Below are 17,225 nucleotides of genomic sequence, written 5' to 3'. Positions count from 1 at the left end.
CTAGAGCAACCCGGCGTTGCTGATTAGATCAGTTGCTCGACACGAATCCGCACGACGTTGCCCACCACGTCAGCAAGCGCTTCGAGTGCGGCGATGGCATCGTCGATCCTCTGCTCAACCACACGATGCGTGACCAGGATGACCGGCACCAATCCGTCTTGCTCCTCGGCTTCCTTCTGCATGATCGATTCGATATTGATTCCGCGCTCCGACAGGATAGTGGCGACCTGAGCCAGTACACCCGGACGGTCCTTGGCCTGGATGCGCAGGTAATACGCACTTTCGCAGGCCCCAATCGGCAGAATAGGATGAGCTGAAAGCGAGTCGGGCTGGAAAGCCAGGTGCGGAACCCGATTGTTCGGATCCGTCGTCAGGGCACGGGCCACATCTACGAGGTCCGCCACCACAGCCGAAGCCGTTGGCTCCATGCCTGCACCAGCACCGTAATAAAGCGTGGAGCCGACGGCGTCGCCGTTGACCATGACCGCATTCATCACGCCATTGACGTTAGCAATCAGGCGGTCCGCCGGAATCAGTGTCGGGTGCACTCGCAGCTCGATACCCGAAGCGGTGCTGCGGGCGACACCCAGGTGCTTGATGCGGTAGCCCAGCGCCTCGGCGTAGTTAACGTCAGCCGTGGTCAGCTTGGAGATGCCTTCGGTGTAGGCCTTGTCGAACTGCAGCGGCACGCCGAAGGCAATGGAAGCAAGGATGGTCAGCTTATGAGCGGCGTCTATGCCCTCGACGTCGAAGGTCGGATCGGTCTCGGCGTAGCCAAGCTCCTGAGCCTCCTTCAGCACATCCTCGAAGGTACGTCCCTTCTCCCGCATCTCGGTGAGAATGAAGTTACCGGTTCCGTTGATTATCCCCGCGAGCCAGTTGATCTGGTTGCCGGCCAGCCCCTCGCGAATGGCCTTGATGATCGGGATACCGCCGGCAACAGAGGCTTCGAAGGCGACGATAACGCCCTTCTCGCGTGCCTTGGCGAAGATTTCATTTCCGTGCACCGCGATCAGCGCCTTGTTGGCCGTAACCACGTGCTTGCCGTTATCGATGGCTTTGAGCACCAGCTCGCGGGCTAGTGTGTACCCCCCGATCAGTTCGACCACAATGTCGATCTCAGGGTTGTTGGCGACATCGAAGATATCGTCAGTAATCGGGGTATCACCGGTGTTGCACTTGGGATTCGCATGACGAGCCGCAATCTGTGCGACCTCAATTCCGCGCCCTGCACGGCGCGCGATTTCCGCAGCGTTGCGCTCGAGCACATTGAAGGTACCGCCACCGACGGTTCCCAGCCCACAGATGCCAACTTTCACCGGTTTCAAGTTGCACTCCCCATTGCCAACGGACGGCCCTGCACAGCGGCCGAACAAAAGAGTCGCACATTACGAAGCGCACGAGCTTTAGTCAAATCGGCAGCGGCAAGGAGGAGCCCGCTGCTAGCCGGGCTTGCTCTGCAACCCCAGGCGCTGGTGCCACTGAGCGAGCGATTCATCCGGATACTCATCGAAGCAGCGATCACCAGGGCCCAGCTGGGGCTCAACCCATGACGCCTTTGAAGCCAGCATGAGATGTGTCGACTCTGGCGGGATTGGCAGCTCGCTATCGATTGCCGACGCATGCGGGTGCACAAGATCCGGCCAATTCGGGTCCCACAACCACAGTGCGCTGCCGCACAGCTTGCAGAAGTGACGCTGGCCATCGCTAATACGCACCGCGCCCGTTTCAGCGTCGACCATCCTGGCTTGGTAGATACTGAGGTTCTCGCGACCCTCGACCGTCAGCGTCCGATGATCTCCGCCCAGGTTGATCGCATAACCACCCGCCCCGGCCGTTTTGCGACAGATCGAACAGTAACAGCGCATGAACGGATAGGGCTCGGCCGATTCCAGAGAAAAACGAACGGCCTGGCAATGACAGGAACCTTCTAGCTTCATTTTGTCGCCTCCTCGATATGCCTTTTGGCTTTGAACACGAGGAGCAGAACAGTTCAGCCGCGACCCGAACGGGCAGCCTCTTCGTGACCGAAGACGCTGCCCCAGCGACTACTTGGCTTTTAGGGCGAGTTCGGCGAGCTGCGGAGCCGGCTGATAACCGGGGATGATCTGCCCGTCCGCGAGAACGATTGCCGGAGTGCCCTGAACACCGATCAGCTGGCCTAACTCGTACTGCTCAGCGACCGGGTTCTCGCAGCTCGCAGCTGGCACATCTTCACGTGCCTTGGCCTTGTTCATCGCCGCCTGCCGATCCTTCGCACACCATACGCTGGTCAGCGTGTTGGCTCCGTGGCTGCCCATGCCCTGCCGCGGAAAGGCCATATAACGAACCTCGACGCCAAGACGGTTCAGCTCAGGCACTTCGCTGTGCAGCTTCTGGCAGTAGCCGCAGTCGGTGTCGGTAAACACGGTGATATGGGTCTTCGGTTTTTCAGGCGAGAAAACCACCATCTTGCTGGTGGGAATCGCGTCAATTGTCTTCGCGACAGACCTGCTCTGGGCTTGCTCGGTCAGGTTTGTCGCCTGGCCGTCCTTGAACTGATACATATACCCCTGAATCAGGAACTGACCGTCAGCGCTCGCGTAGAGCTGCCGCCCACCCTTGAGCTGAACCTGATAAACACCGTTCATGGGGCTTTCCGCAATTGCCTCGATGGGCATATCGGGCTGGAGTGCATTAAGCGACTCACGGATCGCCTGCTCAGCGTCAGCGGCCAGGACAACGGAGCTGGCGAAACCAAGGGCTACGGCAGCGAAGATACGATTCACGCGCATGAAATCTCCTGGCGACTTCGATCGAGGGAAGGCCGGCAGATTACCATAGCCCCTGTCATCCAGTGCAGACGGCGGGCCTTCGCTCATCGGCTTTGTGGCCTGCAGCGCATCTTCTAACGCCATCCGTTCAACCACGCGGATGATGCTGCGCATGGAGTTCCTGCAGCCGCGCGCGGGCGATGTGCGTGTAAATCTGCGTAGTGGACAGATCACTGTGTCCGAGCAGCATTTGTACCGTTCGAAGATCCGCCCCATGGTTGAGCAAGTGCGTAGCGAATGCATGACGCAGCGTGTGCGGCGAGATCGATACAGCTATTCCCGCCTGCCGGGCATGCAGCTTGATTCGGTGCCAGAACGTCTGCCTTGTCATCTGATCGCCACGCCGACTCGGAAAGACCACATCGCTGGCCTTGCCGGAGAGCAGCGCGTCGCGAGCGTCGCGAAGATAGCGCACCACCCAATACAGGGACTCCTCGCCCAACGGCACCAGACGCTCCTTGTTACCCTTACCGAAAGTGCGCAAGACGCCCTGCCGAAGATTGATCTGCTCAAGACCAAGGCCGACCAGTTCGGTGACGCGCAAGCCTGTCGCGTAAAGAACCTCCAGCATCGCCCGGTCACGCAACCCCAGCGGATCGCCGACATCCGGCGCAGACAACAGCGCCTCCACATCCGCCTCGGACAACGCCTTGGGTAGTGGTCGTCCCAACTGCGGCAGATCGACTCGCAGCGTTGGATCGACCGTGATCACGCCTTCGCGCAGCAGGAAGCGATAAAACCCGCGAAGCCCTGACAACAACCGCGCGGTAGAACGAGCCTTGTAGCCATTAGCCAGACGCCAGCCAAGGTGATCGAGGATAGCGTCCCGACCCGCATCGACCAATCGCACATCGCGCTCGTCCAACCAGCCGTTGAACAGCGCCAGATCACTGCGATAAGCGTCGCGGGTGTTGTCAGAAAGCCCTTTTTCGAGCCAAAGGGCATCAAGGAACCGATCGATAATGGGGTCGTATTGAGCCGACATGCAGGGGAACACTGGAAAGAAAGGCGGCCAGTGTTCCATAGACCGCTTATACCGGCCAGCCGCCTTGGTCACGCCGAACAGACCTGATTGGCCTGAGCAATGTCAGACTAGCCAGTAGATCCCACAACGAGCCCGCCGGAGCGGAAGCCCGGCCGCCACCCTGACCGCTTGGTAAACATGACCGAACAAGACATCCTCATCTCCCTCGCTGCGCTCGGCATCGCCTCGCTCGCCAGCCAATGGCTGGCATGGCGGTTACGACTGCCAGCCATTCTTTTTCTCTTGCTGAGTGGAATCCTGGCCGGCCCTGTGCTCGGCTGGCTGAATCCGACTCAGCTGTTCGGCCCGTTGCTCTTCCCTTTGGTTTCATTGGCAGTCGCGTTGATACTGTTCGAAGGCAGCCTCACGTTGCGCGTCTCTGAGCTGCCTGGAATCGGCACGGTGGTGCGCCGCCTGATCGGCATCGGCGCGCTGACGACTTGGGGCGTGATCACCCTCTCCGCTCATTGGCTGCTTGGCTTCGATTGGGATCTGGCGTTGCTCTTAGGGAGCTTGACGCTTGTTACGGGCCCGACTGTGATCGTACCGATGCTACGTGTGGTGCGACCCAACGCGGCGGTTGCCAATATCCTGCGTTGGGAAGGCATCATCATCGACCCAATCGGCGCTTTGCTTGCAGTAGTGGTTTACAGCTTCATCATTACGCGAGGCACCGAGGCCGCCTGGACTCAGAGCGTGCAGACGTTTGGCGGAGTTCTTCTGTGCGGAACTGTGCTCGGCATAGCAGGAGGATGGACCCTCGGCCAACTTGTGAAACGGCACTGGCTGCCGGAATATTTGCAGAACCTGGCGACACTGGCTTCAGTGCTCGGCGTTTTCGTCACTGCCAATACCTTGGTCCATGAATCCGGCCTACTGGCCGTCACGCTGATGGGGATCTGGCTCGCCAACATGCGGGATGTCGACGTCCGGGACATCCTCCACTTCAAGGAGAACCTGAGCATTCTGCTCATCTCGGGACTCTTTATCCTGCTAGCAGCGATGCTCGACCTGACAGCACTGCTGGAGCTAGGGCCGGCAGTGCTGATTCTTTTGCTAATTGTGCAATTCGTGGCCCGACCACTAACGATCGCCCTGTGCACCTGGGGATCGCAGCTGAACTGGCGGGAACGGCTGCTGCTCGCCTGGATTGCACCCCGTGGAATCGTTGCGGCTGCGGTCTCGGCAATCTTTGCCGTTCGCCTGGACGAAACGGGACACCAGGACGCCCTGCTGCTCGTGCCACTGACGTTCGCCGTCATCATTGGCACCGTCGTGCTGCAAAGCGCAACCGCACGCCCTTTAGCGAGGCTGCTAAACGTCGCAGAACCGCCGCCCAGCGGTTTTCTGATTGTTGGCGCAAATCCTGTCGCTCGTGCACTTGGACGCGCGCTGAGCGAGCAAGGCATCAGAGTGATGCTGACCGATTCCAGCTGGGACAACATTCACGCGGCGAGAATGGAAAATTTACCCACCTATTACGGAAATCCGGCCTCGCAGCACGCTGAAAACCACCTTGACCTGGTCGGTCTTGGCCATTTGCTGGCGCTGTCGCCTGTTGGCGAAATGAATACCCTCGCCGCGATGCGTTTTCGTCATGACTTCGGCGGCGATCGCCTGTTCAATCTGGCCAGTACTCAGGAGAGTCGACGCAGCGACAAACATCGGCCCAGTGACGAACACCGTGGCCGCCCCCTAGGCACGCCCACGTTGACCTACTCGCAACTGGCCGGACGCCTGGCTCGTGGTGGCTCAATCAAAAGCAACAAACTGACCGAAACCTTTGGCTGGCCGGAATACCAGGCCCTGCATGGCTCGGGCGCTATCCTGTATTTCGCCATAGACAACCACGGGCATACCCATGTGTTTCACCCGGACGCACGGATCAAACCAGACGCGGGCTGGACATTGATTGCCTTGACCGAAGGCGCGGACAGCCACGCAACCGTGAGCAAACCCGAACCTCGCCATTCTCCCTTACCTTGAGGGCAACATTTCCAGACCATACGAGCAGCCCCAACGGCGAGCAAGACAAGACGCCGTGCACCTTTTGCACTACGACGGCTCGTACCCCCGAAAATCTAGAAGCCAAATAATCCCCATAAAAAAAGCAGCCCGCAGGCTGCTTTTTTCTTAAGGAAGCTTTCCTCAGGAAAGCTTTTCCTTGATGCGGGCTGCCTTGCCGGACAACGCGCGGAGGTAGTACAGCTTGGCTTTGCGGACATCGCCACGGCGCTTGACGCTGAGGCTGTCGACCATCGGGCTGTAATACTGGAACGTACGCTCAACACCAACACCGTTGGAGATCTTGCGAACGGTGAAAGCGCTGTTCAGGCCACGGTTACGCTTGCCAATTACGACACCTTCGAAAGCCTGCAGACGCTCACGCTCGCCTTCCTTCACCTTCACCTGGACAACTACAGTGTCACCAGGGGCGAACGGCGGCAGCTCTTTGGTCATCTGCTCTGCTTCGAGCGCCTGGATAATCTTGTTGGTCATGCTGTGCTCCTAAGACAGGCCGTCATGGCGTGCCATCGATACGTTTAACTATCGTCCCGCTGACGGATGTATTCCGTCAGCAGCTTTTGTTCTTCCCCAGAAAGCGAGCGGCTATCCAGAAGATCAGCGCGGCGTTCCCAAGTCCTTCCGAGGGACTGCTGCAAACGCCAGCGCCGGATGTGTTCATGGTTGCCGCTGAGCAGCACCTCAGGAACACGTTTATCCGCATACACCTCCGGTCGCGTGTAATGCGGGCAGTCGAGCAGGCCGTCAGTAAACGAATCCTCCTCGGCCGAATCAGCATGACCCAATGCCCCAGGGAGCAGACGGGTCACTGCATCGATCAGCACCATGGCCGGCAATTCACCACCGGACAGCACGTAATCGCCAATCGACCATTCTTCATCCACATGCGTTTCGATGAAACGCTCATCGATGCCTTCGTAGCGGCCAGCAATGAGGATGAGTCCGTTCTCTTTCGCCAGTTCACGAACATCAGCCTGCTTCAGCTGACGCCCCTGCGGCGACAGGTATATCACCTTCGCCTTTTCCCCAGCGGCCTGCCTGGCATCGGCCAGTGCGAGTTCCAAGGGCTTGATCTTCATCACCATGCCGGGGCCACCCCCAAAAGGGCGATCGTCGACTGTCTGATGGCGATCTTCCGTGTAGCTTCGGGGATTCCAGCATTGCAGCTGCAGTAGCCCCTGCTTCACCGCACGACTGGTGATACCGTACTCACCGATAGCAGCGAACATATCGGGGAACAGAGTAATCACATCGACACGCAAGCTGGACATGTTGCTCAGAAGTCCGCGTCCCATTCGACACGCATCTCGCCTGCGTCCAAATCGACCTTCAACACACAGGGGTCGGTATAGGGCAGCAAGCGCTCACGATCATCCAGACTGCCGTCGAACGGCTTGACCACCAGCACATCGTTGGCGCCGGTTTCGAGCAGATGATCAACCCGACCGAGCACTTGCCCGAGCTGATTGATGACCGTCAGGCCCTGAAGCTGGAACCAGTAATAATCCTCACCGGTCAACGGAGGCAATTCGCTGCGGGGGATGCAGATCTCGAAATCGGCGTAGGTACGCGCCTCTTCACGATCAGCCAGCCCCTTCAGCGTCGCCACCAGGATCTTGCCTTGCAGGCGACCCTTGACCAGTTCAACTTGCTTGACTTCTTCGCCTCGCCTCAGCGTCCAGCTACGATAGTCCAGCAAATTGTCAATCGGGTCGGTAAAGGAGTAGATCTTTACGTCACCACGCACGCCATGCACCGAAACGATTTTGCCGATAACGATCAGGTCTTCGGCCGGGGCTGACGTGACGTTCATGTGTTTCAGGCAGCAGCCTTGCCAGCTTCCTTCAGCAGCTGAGCAACACGCTCAGACGGCTGTGCGCCCTGGCTCAACCAATAGGCAGCACGCTCCTGGTTTACAGAGAGCTTCACTTCCGCACCCGAGGCGATCGGATTGAAGAAGCCGATACGCTCAACGAAGCGACCATCGCGCGGATTGCGGCTGTTGGTCACGGTCAGGTGGTAGAAAGGGCGCTTCTTGGAGCCGCCACGGGCGAGACGAATAGTTACCATGTGAACATCGTTCCTGTAGTCGGTACAGCAAATCTGAATGCAGGGCTCAAGGCCCGAAAGGCCGCATATTCTAAGGAATATCCGGACTTTTGCAAATGGCTTTTTCAAAAACAATCGCAAGCCTCGACCGCAGGCCTGCTCAGCCTCAGCAGGCCCCGACGAAGAACCCGCTGAAACGCTCGAAACTTTAGAACTTGGGCATTCCGCCGCCGCCTGGAAACATGCCGCCCATGCCGCGCATCATCTTCGCCATGCCGCCTTTGCCGCTGACCTTTTTCATCATTTTCTGCATCTGCTTGTGCTGCTTGATCAGACGACCAATATCTTGCACTTGCGTGCCGGAACCCATGGCGATGCGCCGCTTGCGCGAACCGCTGATGATGTCCGGGTTGCGCCGCTCAACAGGCGTCATCGAGTTGATGATGGCCTCCATCTGCTTGAACTGCTTCTCCGCCGCGCCCTGCGCATTACCCATTTGCGACAGATTCACACCGCCGATCGATGGCAGCTTATCCATCAAGCCGCCTAGGCCACCCATGTTTTTCATTTGCTGAAGCTGATCACGGAAATCTTCCAGATCGAAACCTTTGCCCTTCTTCAGCTTCTTGGTGAGCTTCTCGGCCTTTTCCCGATCGAGCGTTTGTTCAGCCTGCTCGATCAGGCTGAGCACATCGCCCATGCCCAGGATTCGGGAGGCGATCCGGTCCGGATGAAACGGCTCGAGCGCGTCACTCTTCTCGCCCATGCCGAGAAACTTGATCGGCTTGCCCGTGATATGTCGCACCGACAGGGCAGCACCGCCGCGCGCGTCACCGTCAACCTTGGTCAGCACCACGCCGGTCAAAGGGAGCGCCTCACCGAACGCCTTAGCAGTATTCGCAGCGTCCTGACCCGTCATGGCGTCAACCACGAACAATGTCTCGGCCGGCTTGATCGCCGCATGAACGGCCTGGATTTCGGCCATCATTTCAGCATCGATGGCCAGCCGGCCGGCCGTGTCGACGAGCACCACATCGATGTATTTGAGCTTGGCCTCACGAATCGCCGCCAGTGCGATTTCCACGGGCTTCTGGCTGGTATCGGAAGGGAAAAAAGTCACCCCTACTTCCGCCGCGAGCATCTCCAGCTGTTTGATTGCTGCTGGGCGATAGACGTCGGCTGAAACCACCAGCACCGACTTCTTCTTGCGCTCTTTGAGGAACCTTGCCAGCTTGCCGACCGTCGTCGTCTTACCCGCACCCTGGAGGCCTGCCATCAGTACTACCGCGGGCGGCACCACACTAAGATCGAGGTCTTCGTTGGCCGCGCCCATCAGCTCTTCCAGCTCGGCGCGAACGATCTTCACAAAGGCTTGGCCTGGCGTCAGGCTCTTGGAGACTTCCGTGCCGACTGCCCTGTCCTTGACCCTGGCGACGAACTCCTTGACCACGGGTAGCGCGACATCGGCTTCTAGCAAAGCCATGCGAACTTCGCGCAAGGTGTCCTTGATATTGTCCTCGGTCAGTTTGGCCTTGCCGGTAACATGGCGAAGCGTCTGCGAGAGGCGGTCGGTTAGGTTTTCAAACATGTGCCGTTTTCCACGCTGGGTGTGGTTAAGGCGCCGATTATAGAAGCTGCATGCCCCAGGCCGGTACCCCGCCGCCCGTGCTTTTCATCGAGCAGGACAAATCCATACCTGCCAGGGGCACCGCCACCTGTCGGTTGTCCGCCCATTGACCCGCACCACGGCAGTACCGGCAGCCAACCGTATACTTTTGCGCACCCGGTGTTTATGCCACACTCAGCGCCTTTCGAGCCTACTAACAGACCTATGCACCCTTTGCTCCCGAGCCTAGCTGCCGCCTGCCTCTACGCCGGCGTCACCGGATACCAGGGCCTGCGCCTGGCGCAACGCACCGTGCCGGACAAGCGTCTGCTTCTTATCCTGGGCGCCTTGGCGCTCGTTGCACACGGGGTGAGTCTATTCATCCAGTTGTTGTCACCGAGCGGCCTGCACCTGGACTTCTTCACCGCCTCGAGCCTGATTGCTGCGGCCGTGATTCTGCTGATCCTGCTCGCGCTTTACCGAATGCCTGTCGAAAATCTGCTGCTGCTGCTCTTCCCCCTCGGCTGCCTGACGGTGCTGTTCGCCCAGTTTGCACCGTCCGGCACGGCACCCGCCATCGCCGAGCAGCCGGGGATACTGGCGCACATCCTGTTTTCCATCCTTGCTTACGGGATGCTCACGATCGCCGTGTTTCAATCGTTGCTATTGCTGCTGCAGGATCATCATCTCAAGCACAAGCACCCTTCCGGCCTGATCAAGAACTTCCCTCCGCTGCAGACCATGGAGAGCCTGCTGTTCGGCTTCTTGCTAGCCGGCTGGCTACTGTTGTCAGCATCGCTCATTTCCGGCTGGATCTTCCTCGATAACCTGTTTGCCCAGCACCTGGTACACAAAACGCTGCTGTCGGTGGTCGCATGGGTGGTCTTCGGCCTGCTGCTATGGGGCCGCCATCAGCTAGGCTGGCGCGGCTACAAGGCCATCCGCTGGACACTGGCAGGCTTCTGCTTGCTGATGCTGGCTTACTTCGGCAGCAAGCTGGTCCGCGAATTCATCCTGCACATCTAGGACCACTACGTGGAAAATCTACACCCCGGCTTTCTGCTCGGCATGCTGGTCTTCCTGCTGTTGTGCTCGGCTTTCTTTTCCAGCTCCGAAACCGGGATGCTCAGTCTCAACCGCTATCGCCTGCGCCACCAGGCCAAGGAAGGACACCGCGGAGCAAAACGCGCTAGCGCCCTGCTTGAGCGGCCAGACAGGCTGCTCGGGACCATCCTGGTCGGCAACAACTTCGTCAACATCCTCGCTTCTGCCATTGCTACCGTCCTAGCCATCAAGCTGTGGGGGGAGGCCGGGATTGCGATCGCGACCGTCGGCCTGACGGTAGTCCTGCTGATTTTTGGGGAAATAACACCAAAAACCCTTGCAGCCCTGCGACCTGAAGCAGTTGCCTACCCTGTCAGCCTCCCGCTGCTGATGCTGCAAAAAGTACTGTATCCGCTGGTGGCATTGCTCAACTGGATCAGCAATGGATTGCTCAGGCTGCTCGGTGTTGATCTGACCAACAAAGGTAGCGACAGCCTGTCCACGGAAGAACTGCGTAGCGTGGTCCATGAATCGGGAAGTGACATGCCGATGAAACGGCAAAGCATGCTGCTCGGTATCCTCGACCTGGAACGGGTAACCGTCGACGACATCATGATTCCGCGTAATGAGGTCGCCGGCATAGACCTGGAAGATGACCTTGAAACCATCGTGACGCAATTGCGCACGACACCTCATACCCGCCTTCCCGTGTTTCGCGGGGACATCAACCAGATCGAAGGCATCGTGCACATGCGCCAGATCGCGCGTCTGCTCAGCCATGATCAGTTGACCCGAGAAAGCCTGCTGGACGCATGCAGCGACCCTTACTTCATTCCGGAGAACACCCCCCTCTCCACCCAATTGGTCAACTTCCAGAAGCAAAAACGCCGGATCGGCATTGTCGTCGATGAGTATGGTGATGTGCTGGGAATCGTGACCCTGGAAGACATTCTCGAAGAGATCGTCGGCGAGTTCAGCAATCAGGACGCGTTGCGCAGCCCGGACATACACCCGCAGGACGACGGCACCCTGGTAATCGACGGCGCCGCCTACTTGCGTGAAGTCAACCGCGCCCTGGGATGGCAGCTACCCTGCGACGGCCCCAAGACGCTCAACGGATTGATTACAGAGGCACTCGAACACATTCCGGATAGTGGGATATGCCTGCAGATCAACCAGTACCGACTCGAGATCCTGCAGGCTGCGGACAACCGCGTCAAAAGCGTGCGCGCCTGGGTAATCGAGGCGCCTGAGGAATCAAAAAGCGACACTCAATAACCGGCACCTCAATGGCGAGCCAGGGTAACTATAGCTTTGCATCAATCGCCGAGGCCGCCCGCAACGCTTTGCCACGCGCCGCTTCTATCGATGCGTCACGAGCCAGCGCAACACCCATACGCCGCTGCCCACTGACGCCCGGCTTGCCGAACAACCGTAGCGCAGTATCCGGCTCGGCCAACGCAGCAGCCAGATTGCCGAAGCTCACCTGATCGGACTCGCCTTCCACAAGCACCACGGCGGAAGCAGACGGGCCGAACTGGCGGATCGCCGGAATTGGCAGTCCAAGGATCGCTCGCGCATGCAAGGCGAACTCGGACAGGTCCTGAGATATCAGGGTTACCAGGCCCGTATCATGCGGCCTTGGTGAAACCTCGCAGAACCAGACCTGGTCGCCCTTGATAAACAGCTCGACACCAAAGATGCCGCGCCCGCCCAATGCGCCGGTGACCGCCAAGGCAATTCGCTCGGCCTCGACCATCGCTGCAGCCGTCATCGGTTGCGGCTGCCACGACTCCTGATAGTCACCCCTTTCCTGCCGATGTCCCACCGCAGGACAGAAGGTGGTCCCGCCCACATGCCGAACGGTCAGCAGCGTAATTTCATAATCGAAATCGATGAAGCCTTCGACGATCACGCGCCCCTTCCCCGCTCGGCCACCGACCTGGGCATATTCCCAGGCTTCGAGGAGATCAGCCTCACTGCGCAGAACCGATTGCCCCTTGCCCGAGGAGCTCATGACAGGCTTGATCAGACAGGGAAAGCCGAGCGCGGACACCGCAGAACGGCACTCCTCCAGCGAATCAGCGAAACGGTATGGTGAGGTTGGCAGCCCGAGCTCCTCAGCGGCCAGCCGGCGGATACCTTCCCGGTTCATGGTGAGCTGTGCGGCCCGCGCCGTAGGAATAACGGTATAGCCTTCACGCTCCAGATCCACTAGCGTCGCAGTGGCGATCGCCTCGATTTCAGGGACGATAAAGTGCGGCTTTTCCTGCTCGATGACGCTCCGCAACGCTGCACCATCGAGCATGTCGATCACGTGGTGACGGTGCGCAACCTGCATAGCTGGGGCGTTGGCGTAACGGTCTACCGCAATGACCTCCACACCCAGACGTTGAAGTTCGATCACCAGCTCCTTGCCGAGCTCACCAGAACCACAGAGCAGCACGCGGGTAGCGCTAGACGATAATGGCGTACCAATTCGGGGCATGACGTTCCTCGTTGTACAAATAGCGAAAGGCGATTGCCAAAAGGTGCCGCGCTTCAGCGCTAGAACAGCAGACCACTTTGGAGCGCGCGCTCATGACAACGCAGCAGTACCTGTCGCCGCTCGGGATTATCCATCCGCCCCCAGCGACGAATCTCGTCAATACTGCGCTGGCAGCCCGTGCAGATATCGTCGTCGTTCAACGCACAAACACTTACACAGGGTGATGCAACCGGCTTTTCGTTTGCAGTCAATCGTCCTGCTCCGCCAGATCACGCGCATAGCGGTTAGCGTTATGTACATAATGCGCCGCGCTCGCTTCGAGCATTTTCTTCTGCTGGTCGGTCAACTCACGCACCACCTTGCCTGGTGAACCGACCACCAAGGAACCGTCCGGAATTTCCTTGCCTTCAGCGATCAAGGTATTAGCGCCGATGATGCAATACTTGCCGATTTTCGCGCCGTTGAGGATAACTGCGTTGATCCCCACCAGACTGTAATCGCCGACGGTGCAGCCGTGCAGCATGGCGTTATGGCCGACGGTAACGCCGGTCCCCAGCGTCAGCGGATAGCCCATGTCGGTATGCATGACACTGCCGTCCTGCACGTTGCTGTTTTCACCGATATGGATCAGCTCGTTGTCACCCCGCAGCACCGCACCAAACCAGACGTTGGCACCAGCCTCCAGGCGAATCTTGCCGACCAGCGTTGCATTTGGCGCTACCCAGGTCTGCGGATGGGTTTCAACGAGGGAATCACCCAAGCGATATTTCACGGTTATGACCTCTTCTGACTCAGATCGATATAGGACGCGGGAGGCCGGCGCATTTCGATCCCCGCGTCATAGATCAGGTTGACCAACTCGACGATCATGATCGCTGTCAGCCCCCAGATTTTGTATTCGCCATATCGGTAAGACGGGACGTACCAAGCACCGCCCTGATAGTCGATCCGGTGGGTCACTTCACGCGCATCCTGGCAGAAGAAACCCAGCGGAACGGAGAACACTGAGGCAATCTCCGCATCATTGGCGCGATATTCGACGTAGTCCGGCACGATGCCGACAAAAGGCGTGACATGAATACCGTGCAGCGAAACCACGCTGCTGAGAGGCCCAACGATTTCCACTATCCCAGGCGCCAACCCGACCTCTTCTTCAGCTTCGCGCAGCGCGGTATGGATCAGGTCACGATCCTCTGGGTCGCGCCGCCCTCCGGGGAATGCCACCTCGCCACCATGAGTAGAAAGACCACTGGCGCGCAGCGTCAGCACCAGTTCCGGCGAGTCACTGCGGGTAATGGGCATCAGTACGGCCGCCTCAGGCATCCTGCCTTCAGGCTCCAGAAGATGCGGAGAGTAATCACGCACCCGTTGGAGAATCTTGTCCAGCATGGAACTTCTCTTTCTGTCTTTGACTGGCATCATGGCATGAATCACCGAGGCGCCCAAGACAGGCCAAGCCAAAATCCAGCCGCCCTAGCGCAGCGAAAGTGGGCAGGTTCGACCAGGCCAGTCGTTGTTGGCAAACTTTTCGCAACAGGTCGGCTCTCAGCAATAGCCAGCTCGCTGATCGAACCCGGCCGAACGAAATACGCAAACTAAGGAGTCGTGATGAAATTTTGCAGCCAGTGCGGCGACTCGGTCATTGAGCGGGTGCCCGACGGAGACAACAGGCAGCGATTCGTCTGTACGTCCTGCGATACGATTCACTACCAAAACCCGCGCATCGTTGCTGGCTGCCTGCCCGTCTGGGATGAACATGTTCTGCTTTGCCGACGCGCAATCGAACCACGACGCGGATACTGGACACTGCCTGCCGGCTTTATGGAAAACGGCGAAACCGTACAGCAGGCAGCAGCGCGGGAAACACTCGAGGAAGCCTGCGCCCGAGTCACGGACCTGCAGCTGTATACGCTGTTCGACTTGCCGCACATCAACCAGGTCTACATGTTCTTCCGCGCAGAGCTGGTCGATGAGCGATTTTCTCCAGGAGACGAAAGTCTGGAAGTCAGGCTTTTCCGACAAGCCGACATCCCTTGGTCAGAGCTGGCTTTTCCGACCGTTGGCCGTACCCTAGAATACTTCTTCGCCGACCGGGTGCAGCAGACCTTCCCGGTGCGCAACGAAGCCATCGAGGCAATGCGGGTGGCGCGCAGACAGGTCTGATGCAGTTTAGATTCAGGATTCGCCCCAATGCGCTGGCTGTTAGCGATTGTCTGCTTTAGTTTCGCCACCCTTTCTTTTGCAAACGCGGCCCCTGCCCTTGACGAGGCTTTCATCGACAAGGTCTTGGTGGTCAAGTCCGAGCGCAAGCTTCATTTGATCAGCCGCGGCGTCAGCATGAAGAGCTACCGCGTTTCCCTCGGCAAGCAAGTCGGGCCCAAACAGCGCGAAGGCGACCAGCGTACCCCTGAAGGCCTTTATTGGATCGACTGGCGCAAAGTCTCCGACAAGTACAACCTGGCAATGCACATTTCCTACCCGAACGCGAAGGACCTGGCGCGCGCAAGCAGCGAAGGCGCGAAACCGGGCAGTATGATTATGTTGCACGGCACACCGGTTGATGAGGAGTATCCCGAATGGTACTTCCACACGCTCGACTGGACTGAGGGCTGCATCGCCCTGAAGAACGATGACATGCGCGAAATCTGGAATCTGGTGAAAGACGGCACCCTGATAGAGATTCGTCCCTGAACGAGTACCGGGCTTGGCAGCAAGCAAGGCTGCGCGTTACCGTGAAAGCCATTTCCTTGCCATTCGACCACCCATGACAAAGCCCTCTTCAGACGAGCAATTGCAGCTGGACCATCAGCTGTGTTTCGCCCTGTATTCTGCCTCGCTGCAGATGACCAAAGCCTACAAGCCGCTGCTACAAAGCATCGGCCTGACCTACCCGCAGTACCTGGCCATGCTCGTTCTCTGGGAGCGCGACGGCCTCACGGTCAGCGAGATCAGCGCTCGCCTCATGACGGAGCCGGGCTCCCTGACTCCGCTGCTCAAACGTTTGGAAGCAGAAGGCCTCATCAGCCGGACCCGCAGCAGCCGCGACGAGCGAGTGGTCGAATTGCGTCTCACGGATACTGGATGGGCCATGAAGGAGCAGGCTCGTGAGTTTCCCGCCTGCATGCTCGAATGCACCGGGCAATCACACGAAGCGTTGCTAGCACTTCGCGATCAACTCGTTTCCCTTCGAAGCGCATTATTGACTCGCGACTGACGGCTAGCTGACCTTACCTTTCCGATGCCAGCCGCATAAGCACGAGAGATGCTGATATTTACCTTGCGCGCTAAATATTATCGCTATACGTTAATCAGCCTACTCATCTCGAAGGAAGCGAATCATGCAAAGCATCAAGGCGCTCTATACAGCCACCGCCACCGCGACCGGAGGTCGCGACGGCCGAGCAGCGTCGTCCGACGGCCTGCTCGACGTAAAACTGTCCACTCCCCGCGAGCTCGGCGGACAAGGCGGCGATGGCACCAACCCGGAGCAACTCTTCGCCGCAGGATATTCGGCTTGCTTCATTGGCGCACTCAAGTTTGCCGCGAGCCAGCTAAAGCAACCGCTTCCCGCCGATACGTCAGTCGCTGCCCAGGTTGGCATAGGCCAGATTCCTGGAGGTTTCGGGCTTGAAGTAGAGCTGAACGTCAGCCTGCCAGGCCTGGATCAGTCCACAGCCGAGCAGCTGGCCGAAGCCGCGCATAACGTCTGCCCATATTCCAACGCTACACGCGGGAATATCGAGGTTCGCCTCAACGTTAGCGTCTGATCGACCCCATGAAGCAAAAAAGCCGAGTCACCCATGGCGACTCGGCTTTCTTTGGACATCATTCAATCAGAACTGTAAATCGGATAGTCGCCACACCTCGAAGGCAGGCGTCTCATATGGATGAGTGTGCTTGAGCGCCTTGACGCTATCGTGGATCAGCTCATCAGCGACCACCAGTTCAACCTTCCACTCGGATACCGATTGAACCTGGCCATGCTGCCCTAGAAACGGCGTGCTTCCCTCCAGCGGGCGATACTGCCCGTGCCCTAGCACCTGCCAGCAACAACTATCGTAAGCGCCAATACGCCCGGCGCCGGCCGCGAAAACCGCTTTCTTGACTGCATCCAGATGGCTTTCCGGAACATAGAAACACAGCTTGTACATAAATCACCTTCAAAGCCAGTAAACA

At 58.6% G+C, this 17,225-nt stretch carries 21 protein-coding genes; 7 read left to right on the top strand and 14 right to left on the bottom strand.

The genetic code is table 11. From position 1 onward, the window contains the following. Positions 1-23: 23 nt before the first annotated feature. The 4 genes from ACQKEK_RS00905 to xerD form a co-directional block, all read right to left on the bottom strand. Positions 24-1,328 carry a homoserine dehydrogenase gene (locus ACQKEK_RS00905; protein WP_045429392.1) on the bottom strand — a complete coding sequence of 435 codons (1,305 nt, stop codon included), beginning with the start codon at positions 1,326-1,328 and terminating at the stop codon, positions 24-26. 114 nt (positions 1,329-1,442) lie between these two features. Then, positions 1,443-1,940, bottom strand: a complete 498-nt coding sequence (locus ACQKEK_RS00900) for a GFA family protein (RefSeq protein ID WP_216706949.1) — start codon at positions 1,938-1,940, stop codon at positions 1,443-1,445. Positions 1,941-2,048: 108 nt separating this feature from the next. After that, complete coding sequence (locus ACQKEK_RS00895) at positions 2,049-2,774, bottom strand: thioredoxin fold domain-containing protein (RefSeq protein ID WP_216707288.1); 726 nt, start codon at positions 2,772-2,774, stop codon at positions 2,049-2,051. 127 nt (positions 2,775-2,901) lie between these two features. Beyond that, positions 2,902-3,798, bottom strand: a complete 897-nt coding sequence (gene xerD / locus ACQKEK_RS00890) for a site-specific tyrosine recombinase XerD (protein WP_499140767.1) — start codon at positions 3,796-3,798, stop codon at positions 2,902-2,904. Between the two features lie 177 nt (positions 3,799-3,975). On the opposite strand from xerD, the gene ACQKEK_RS00885 reads away from it, so the two are divergent. Then, positions 3,976-5,823, top strand: a complete 1,848-nt coding sequence (locus ACQKEK_RS00885) for a cation:proton antiporter (RefSeq protein WP_128121534.1) — start codon at positions 3,976-3,978, stop codon at positions 5,821-5,823. Between the two features lie 162 nt (positions 5,824-5,985). On the opposite strand, the gene rplS is transcribed toward ACQKEK_RS00885, so the two are convergent. The 5 genes from rplS to ffh all read right to left on the bottom strand — a co-directional run bounded on the left by rplS (position 5,986) and on the right by ffh (position 9,499). Continuing rightward, the gene (rplS, locus tag ACQKEK_RS00880; RefSeq protein ID WP_021208319.1) at positions 5,986-6,336 is read right to left on the bottom strand and encodes a 50S ribosomal protein L19; all 351 of its coding nucleotides are present in this window, start codon (positions 6,334-6,336) and stop codon (positions 5,986-5,988) included. 44 nt (positions 6,337-6,380) lie between these two features. Next, positions 6,381-7,133, bottom strand: a complete 753-nt coding sequence (trmD, locus tag ACQKEK_RS00875) for a tRNA (guanosine(37)-N1)-methyltransferase TrmD (RefSeq protein WP_128121535.1) — start codon at positions 7,131-7,133, stop codon at positions 6,381-6,383. Positions 7,134-7,138: 5 nt separating this feature from the next. Then, positions 7,139-7,675, bottom strand: a complete 537-nt coding sequence (gene rimM / locus ACQKEK_RS00870) for a ribosome maturation factor RimM (protein WP_128121536.1) — start codon at positions 7,673-7,675, stop codon at positions 7,139-7,141. Between the two features lie 5 nt (positions 7,676-7,680). After that, complete coding sequence (rpsP, locus tag ACQKEK_RS00865) at positions 7,681-7,932, bottom strand: 30S ribosomal protein S16 (RefSeq protein WP_045429408.1); 252 nt, start codon at positions 7,930-7,932, stop codon at positions 7,681-7,683. Positions 7,933-8,119: 187 nt separating this feature from the next. Further along, positions 8,120-9,499 carry a signal recognition particle protein gene (gene ffh / locus ACQKEK_RS00860; protein WP_499140766.1) on the bottom strand — a complete coding sequence of 460 codons (1,380 nt, stop codon included), beginning with the start codon at positions 9,497-9,499 and terminating at the stop codon, positions 8,120-8,122. 243 nt (positions 9,500-9,742) lie between these two features. Between ffh and ACQKEK_RS00855 the strand changes: the two genes are divergently transcribed. Both ACQKEK_RS00855 and ACQKEK_RS00850 read left to right on the top strand, forming a co-directional pair. Next, the gene (locus ACQKEK_RS00855) at positions 9,743-10,543 is read left to right on the top strand and encodes a cytochrome C assembly family protein (protein WP_045429414.1); all 801 of its coding nucleotides are present in this window, start codon (positions 9,743-9,745) and stop codon (positions 10,541-10,543) included. 9 nt (positions 10,544-10,552) lie between these two features. Beyond that, complete coding sequence (locus ACQKEK_RS00850) at positions 10,553-11,839, top strand: HlyC/CorC family transporter (protein WP_499140765.1); 1,287 nt, start codon at positions 10,553-10,555, stop codon at positions 11,837-11,839. 28 nt (positions 11,840-11,867) lie between these two features. On the opposite strand, the gene purT is transcribed toward ACQKEK_RS00850, so the two are convergent. The 4 genes from purT to ACQKEK_RS00830 are packed head-to-tail and all read right to left on the bottom strand — an operon-like array spanning position 11,868 to position 14,438. Further along, positions 11,868-13,049: a formate-dependent phosphoribosylglycinamide formyltransferase gene (gene purT, locus ACQKEK_RS00845; protein WP_499140764.1), complete on the bottom strand. Its 1,182-nt coding sequence runs from the start codon at positions 13,047-13,049 to the stop codon at positions 11,868-11,870. A 59-nt stretch (positions 13,050-13,108) separates the two neighbouring features. Then, a complete protein-coding gene (locus tag ACQKEK_RS00840; protein WP_128121539.1) occupies positions 13,109-13,300 on the bottom strand; it encodes a DUF1289 domain-containing protein in 192 nt (63 codons plus the stop codon). Further along, positions 13,297-13,821, bottom strand: a complete 525-nt coding sequence (locus ACQKEK_RS00835) for a gamma carbonic anhydrase family protein (protein ID WP_499140763.1) — start codon at positions 13,819-13,821, stop codon at positions 13,297-13,299. Before ACQKEK_RS00835 ends, ACQKEK_RS00840 begins: the two co-directional genes overlap by 4 nt. A gap of 2 nt (positions 13,822-13,823) precedes the next feature. Continuing rightward, entirely contained in the window at positions 13,824-14,438 is a 615-nt protein-coding gene (locus ACQKEK_RS00830) for a CoA pyrophosphatase (RefSeq protein WP_499140762.1), read from the bottom strand. A gap of 219 nt (positions 14,439-14,657) precedes the next feature. On the opposite strand from ACQKEK_RS00830, the gene ACQKEK_RS00825 reads away from it, so the two are divergent. From ACQKEK_RS00825 to ACQKEK_RS00810, 4 genes are all read left to right on the top strand, one after another. After that, entirely contained in the window at positions 14,658-15,212 is a 555-nt protein-coding gene (locus ACQKEK_RS00825) for an NUDIX hydrolase (protein ID WP_499140761.1), read from the top strand. 27 nt (positions 15,213-15,239) lie between these two features. Then, a complete protein-coding gene (locus tag ACQKEK_RS00820; RefSeq protein ID WP_499140760.1) occupies positions 15,240-15,740 on the top strand; it encodes a L,D-transpeptidase family protein in 501 nt (166 codons plus the stop codon). A gap of 73 nt (positions 15,741-15,813) precedes the next feature. Beyond that, positions 15,814-16,263 (top strand): MarR family winged helix-turn-helix transcriptional regulator, encoded by a 450-nt coding sequence (locus ACQKEK_RS00815; protein ID WP_046162857.1) that lies wholly within the window; start codon positions 15,814-15,816, stop codon positions 16,261-16,263. Positions 16,264-16,387: 124 nt separating this feature from the next. After that, positions 16,388-16,816 (top strand): organic hydroperoxide resistance protein, encoded by a 429-nt coding sequence (locus tag ACQKEK_RS00810; protein ID WP_128121544.1) that lies wholly within the window; start codon positions 16,388-16,390, stop codon positions 16,814-16,816. Positions 16,817-16,882: 66 nt separating this feature from the next. Here ACQKEK_RS00810 and ACQKEK_RS00805 read toward each other — a convergent pair whose 3' ends face one another. After that, on the bottom strand, positions 16,883-17,200 hold the full coding sequence (locus tag ACQKEK_RS00805) for a YqfO family protein (RefSeq protein ID WP_046162747.1): 318 nt from the start codon (positions 17,198-17,200) through the stop codon (positions 16,883-16,885). Positions 17,201-17,225 lie beyond the last annotated feature (25 nt).

It is taken from the genome of Pseudomonas sp. NPDC077408 (genome assembly GCF_050269105.1).
Classification (GTDB): domain Bacteria; phylum Pseudomonadota; class Gammaproteobacteria; order Pseudomonadales; family Pseudomonadaceae; genus Stutzerimonas.
This window is presented reverse-complemented; position numbering and strand designations above follow the sequence as displayed.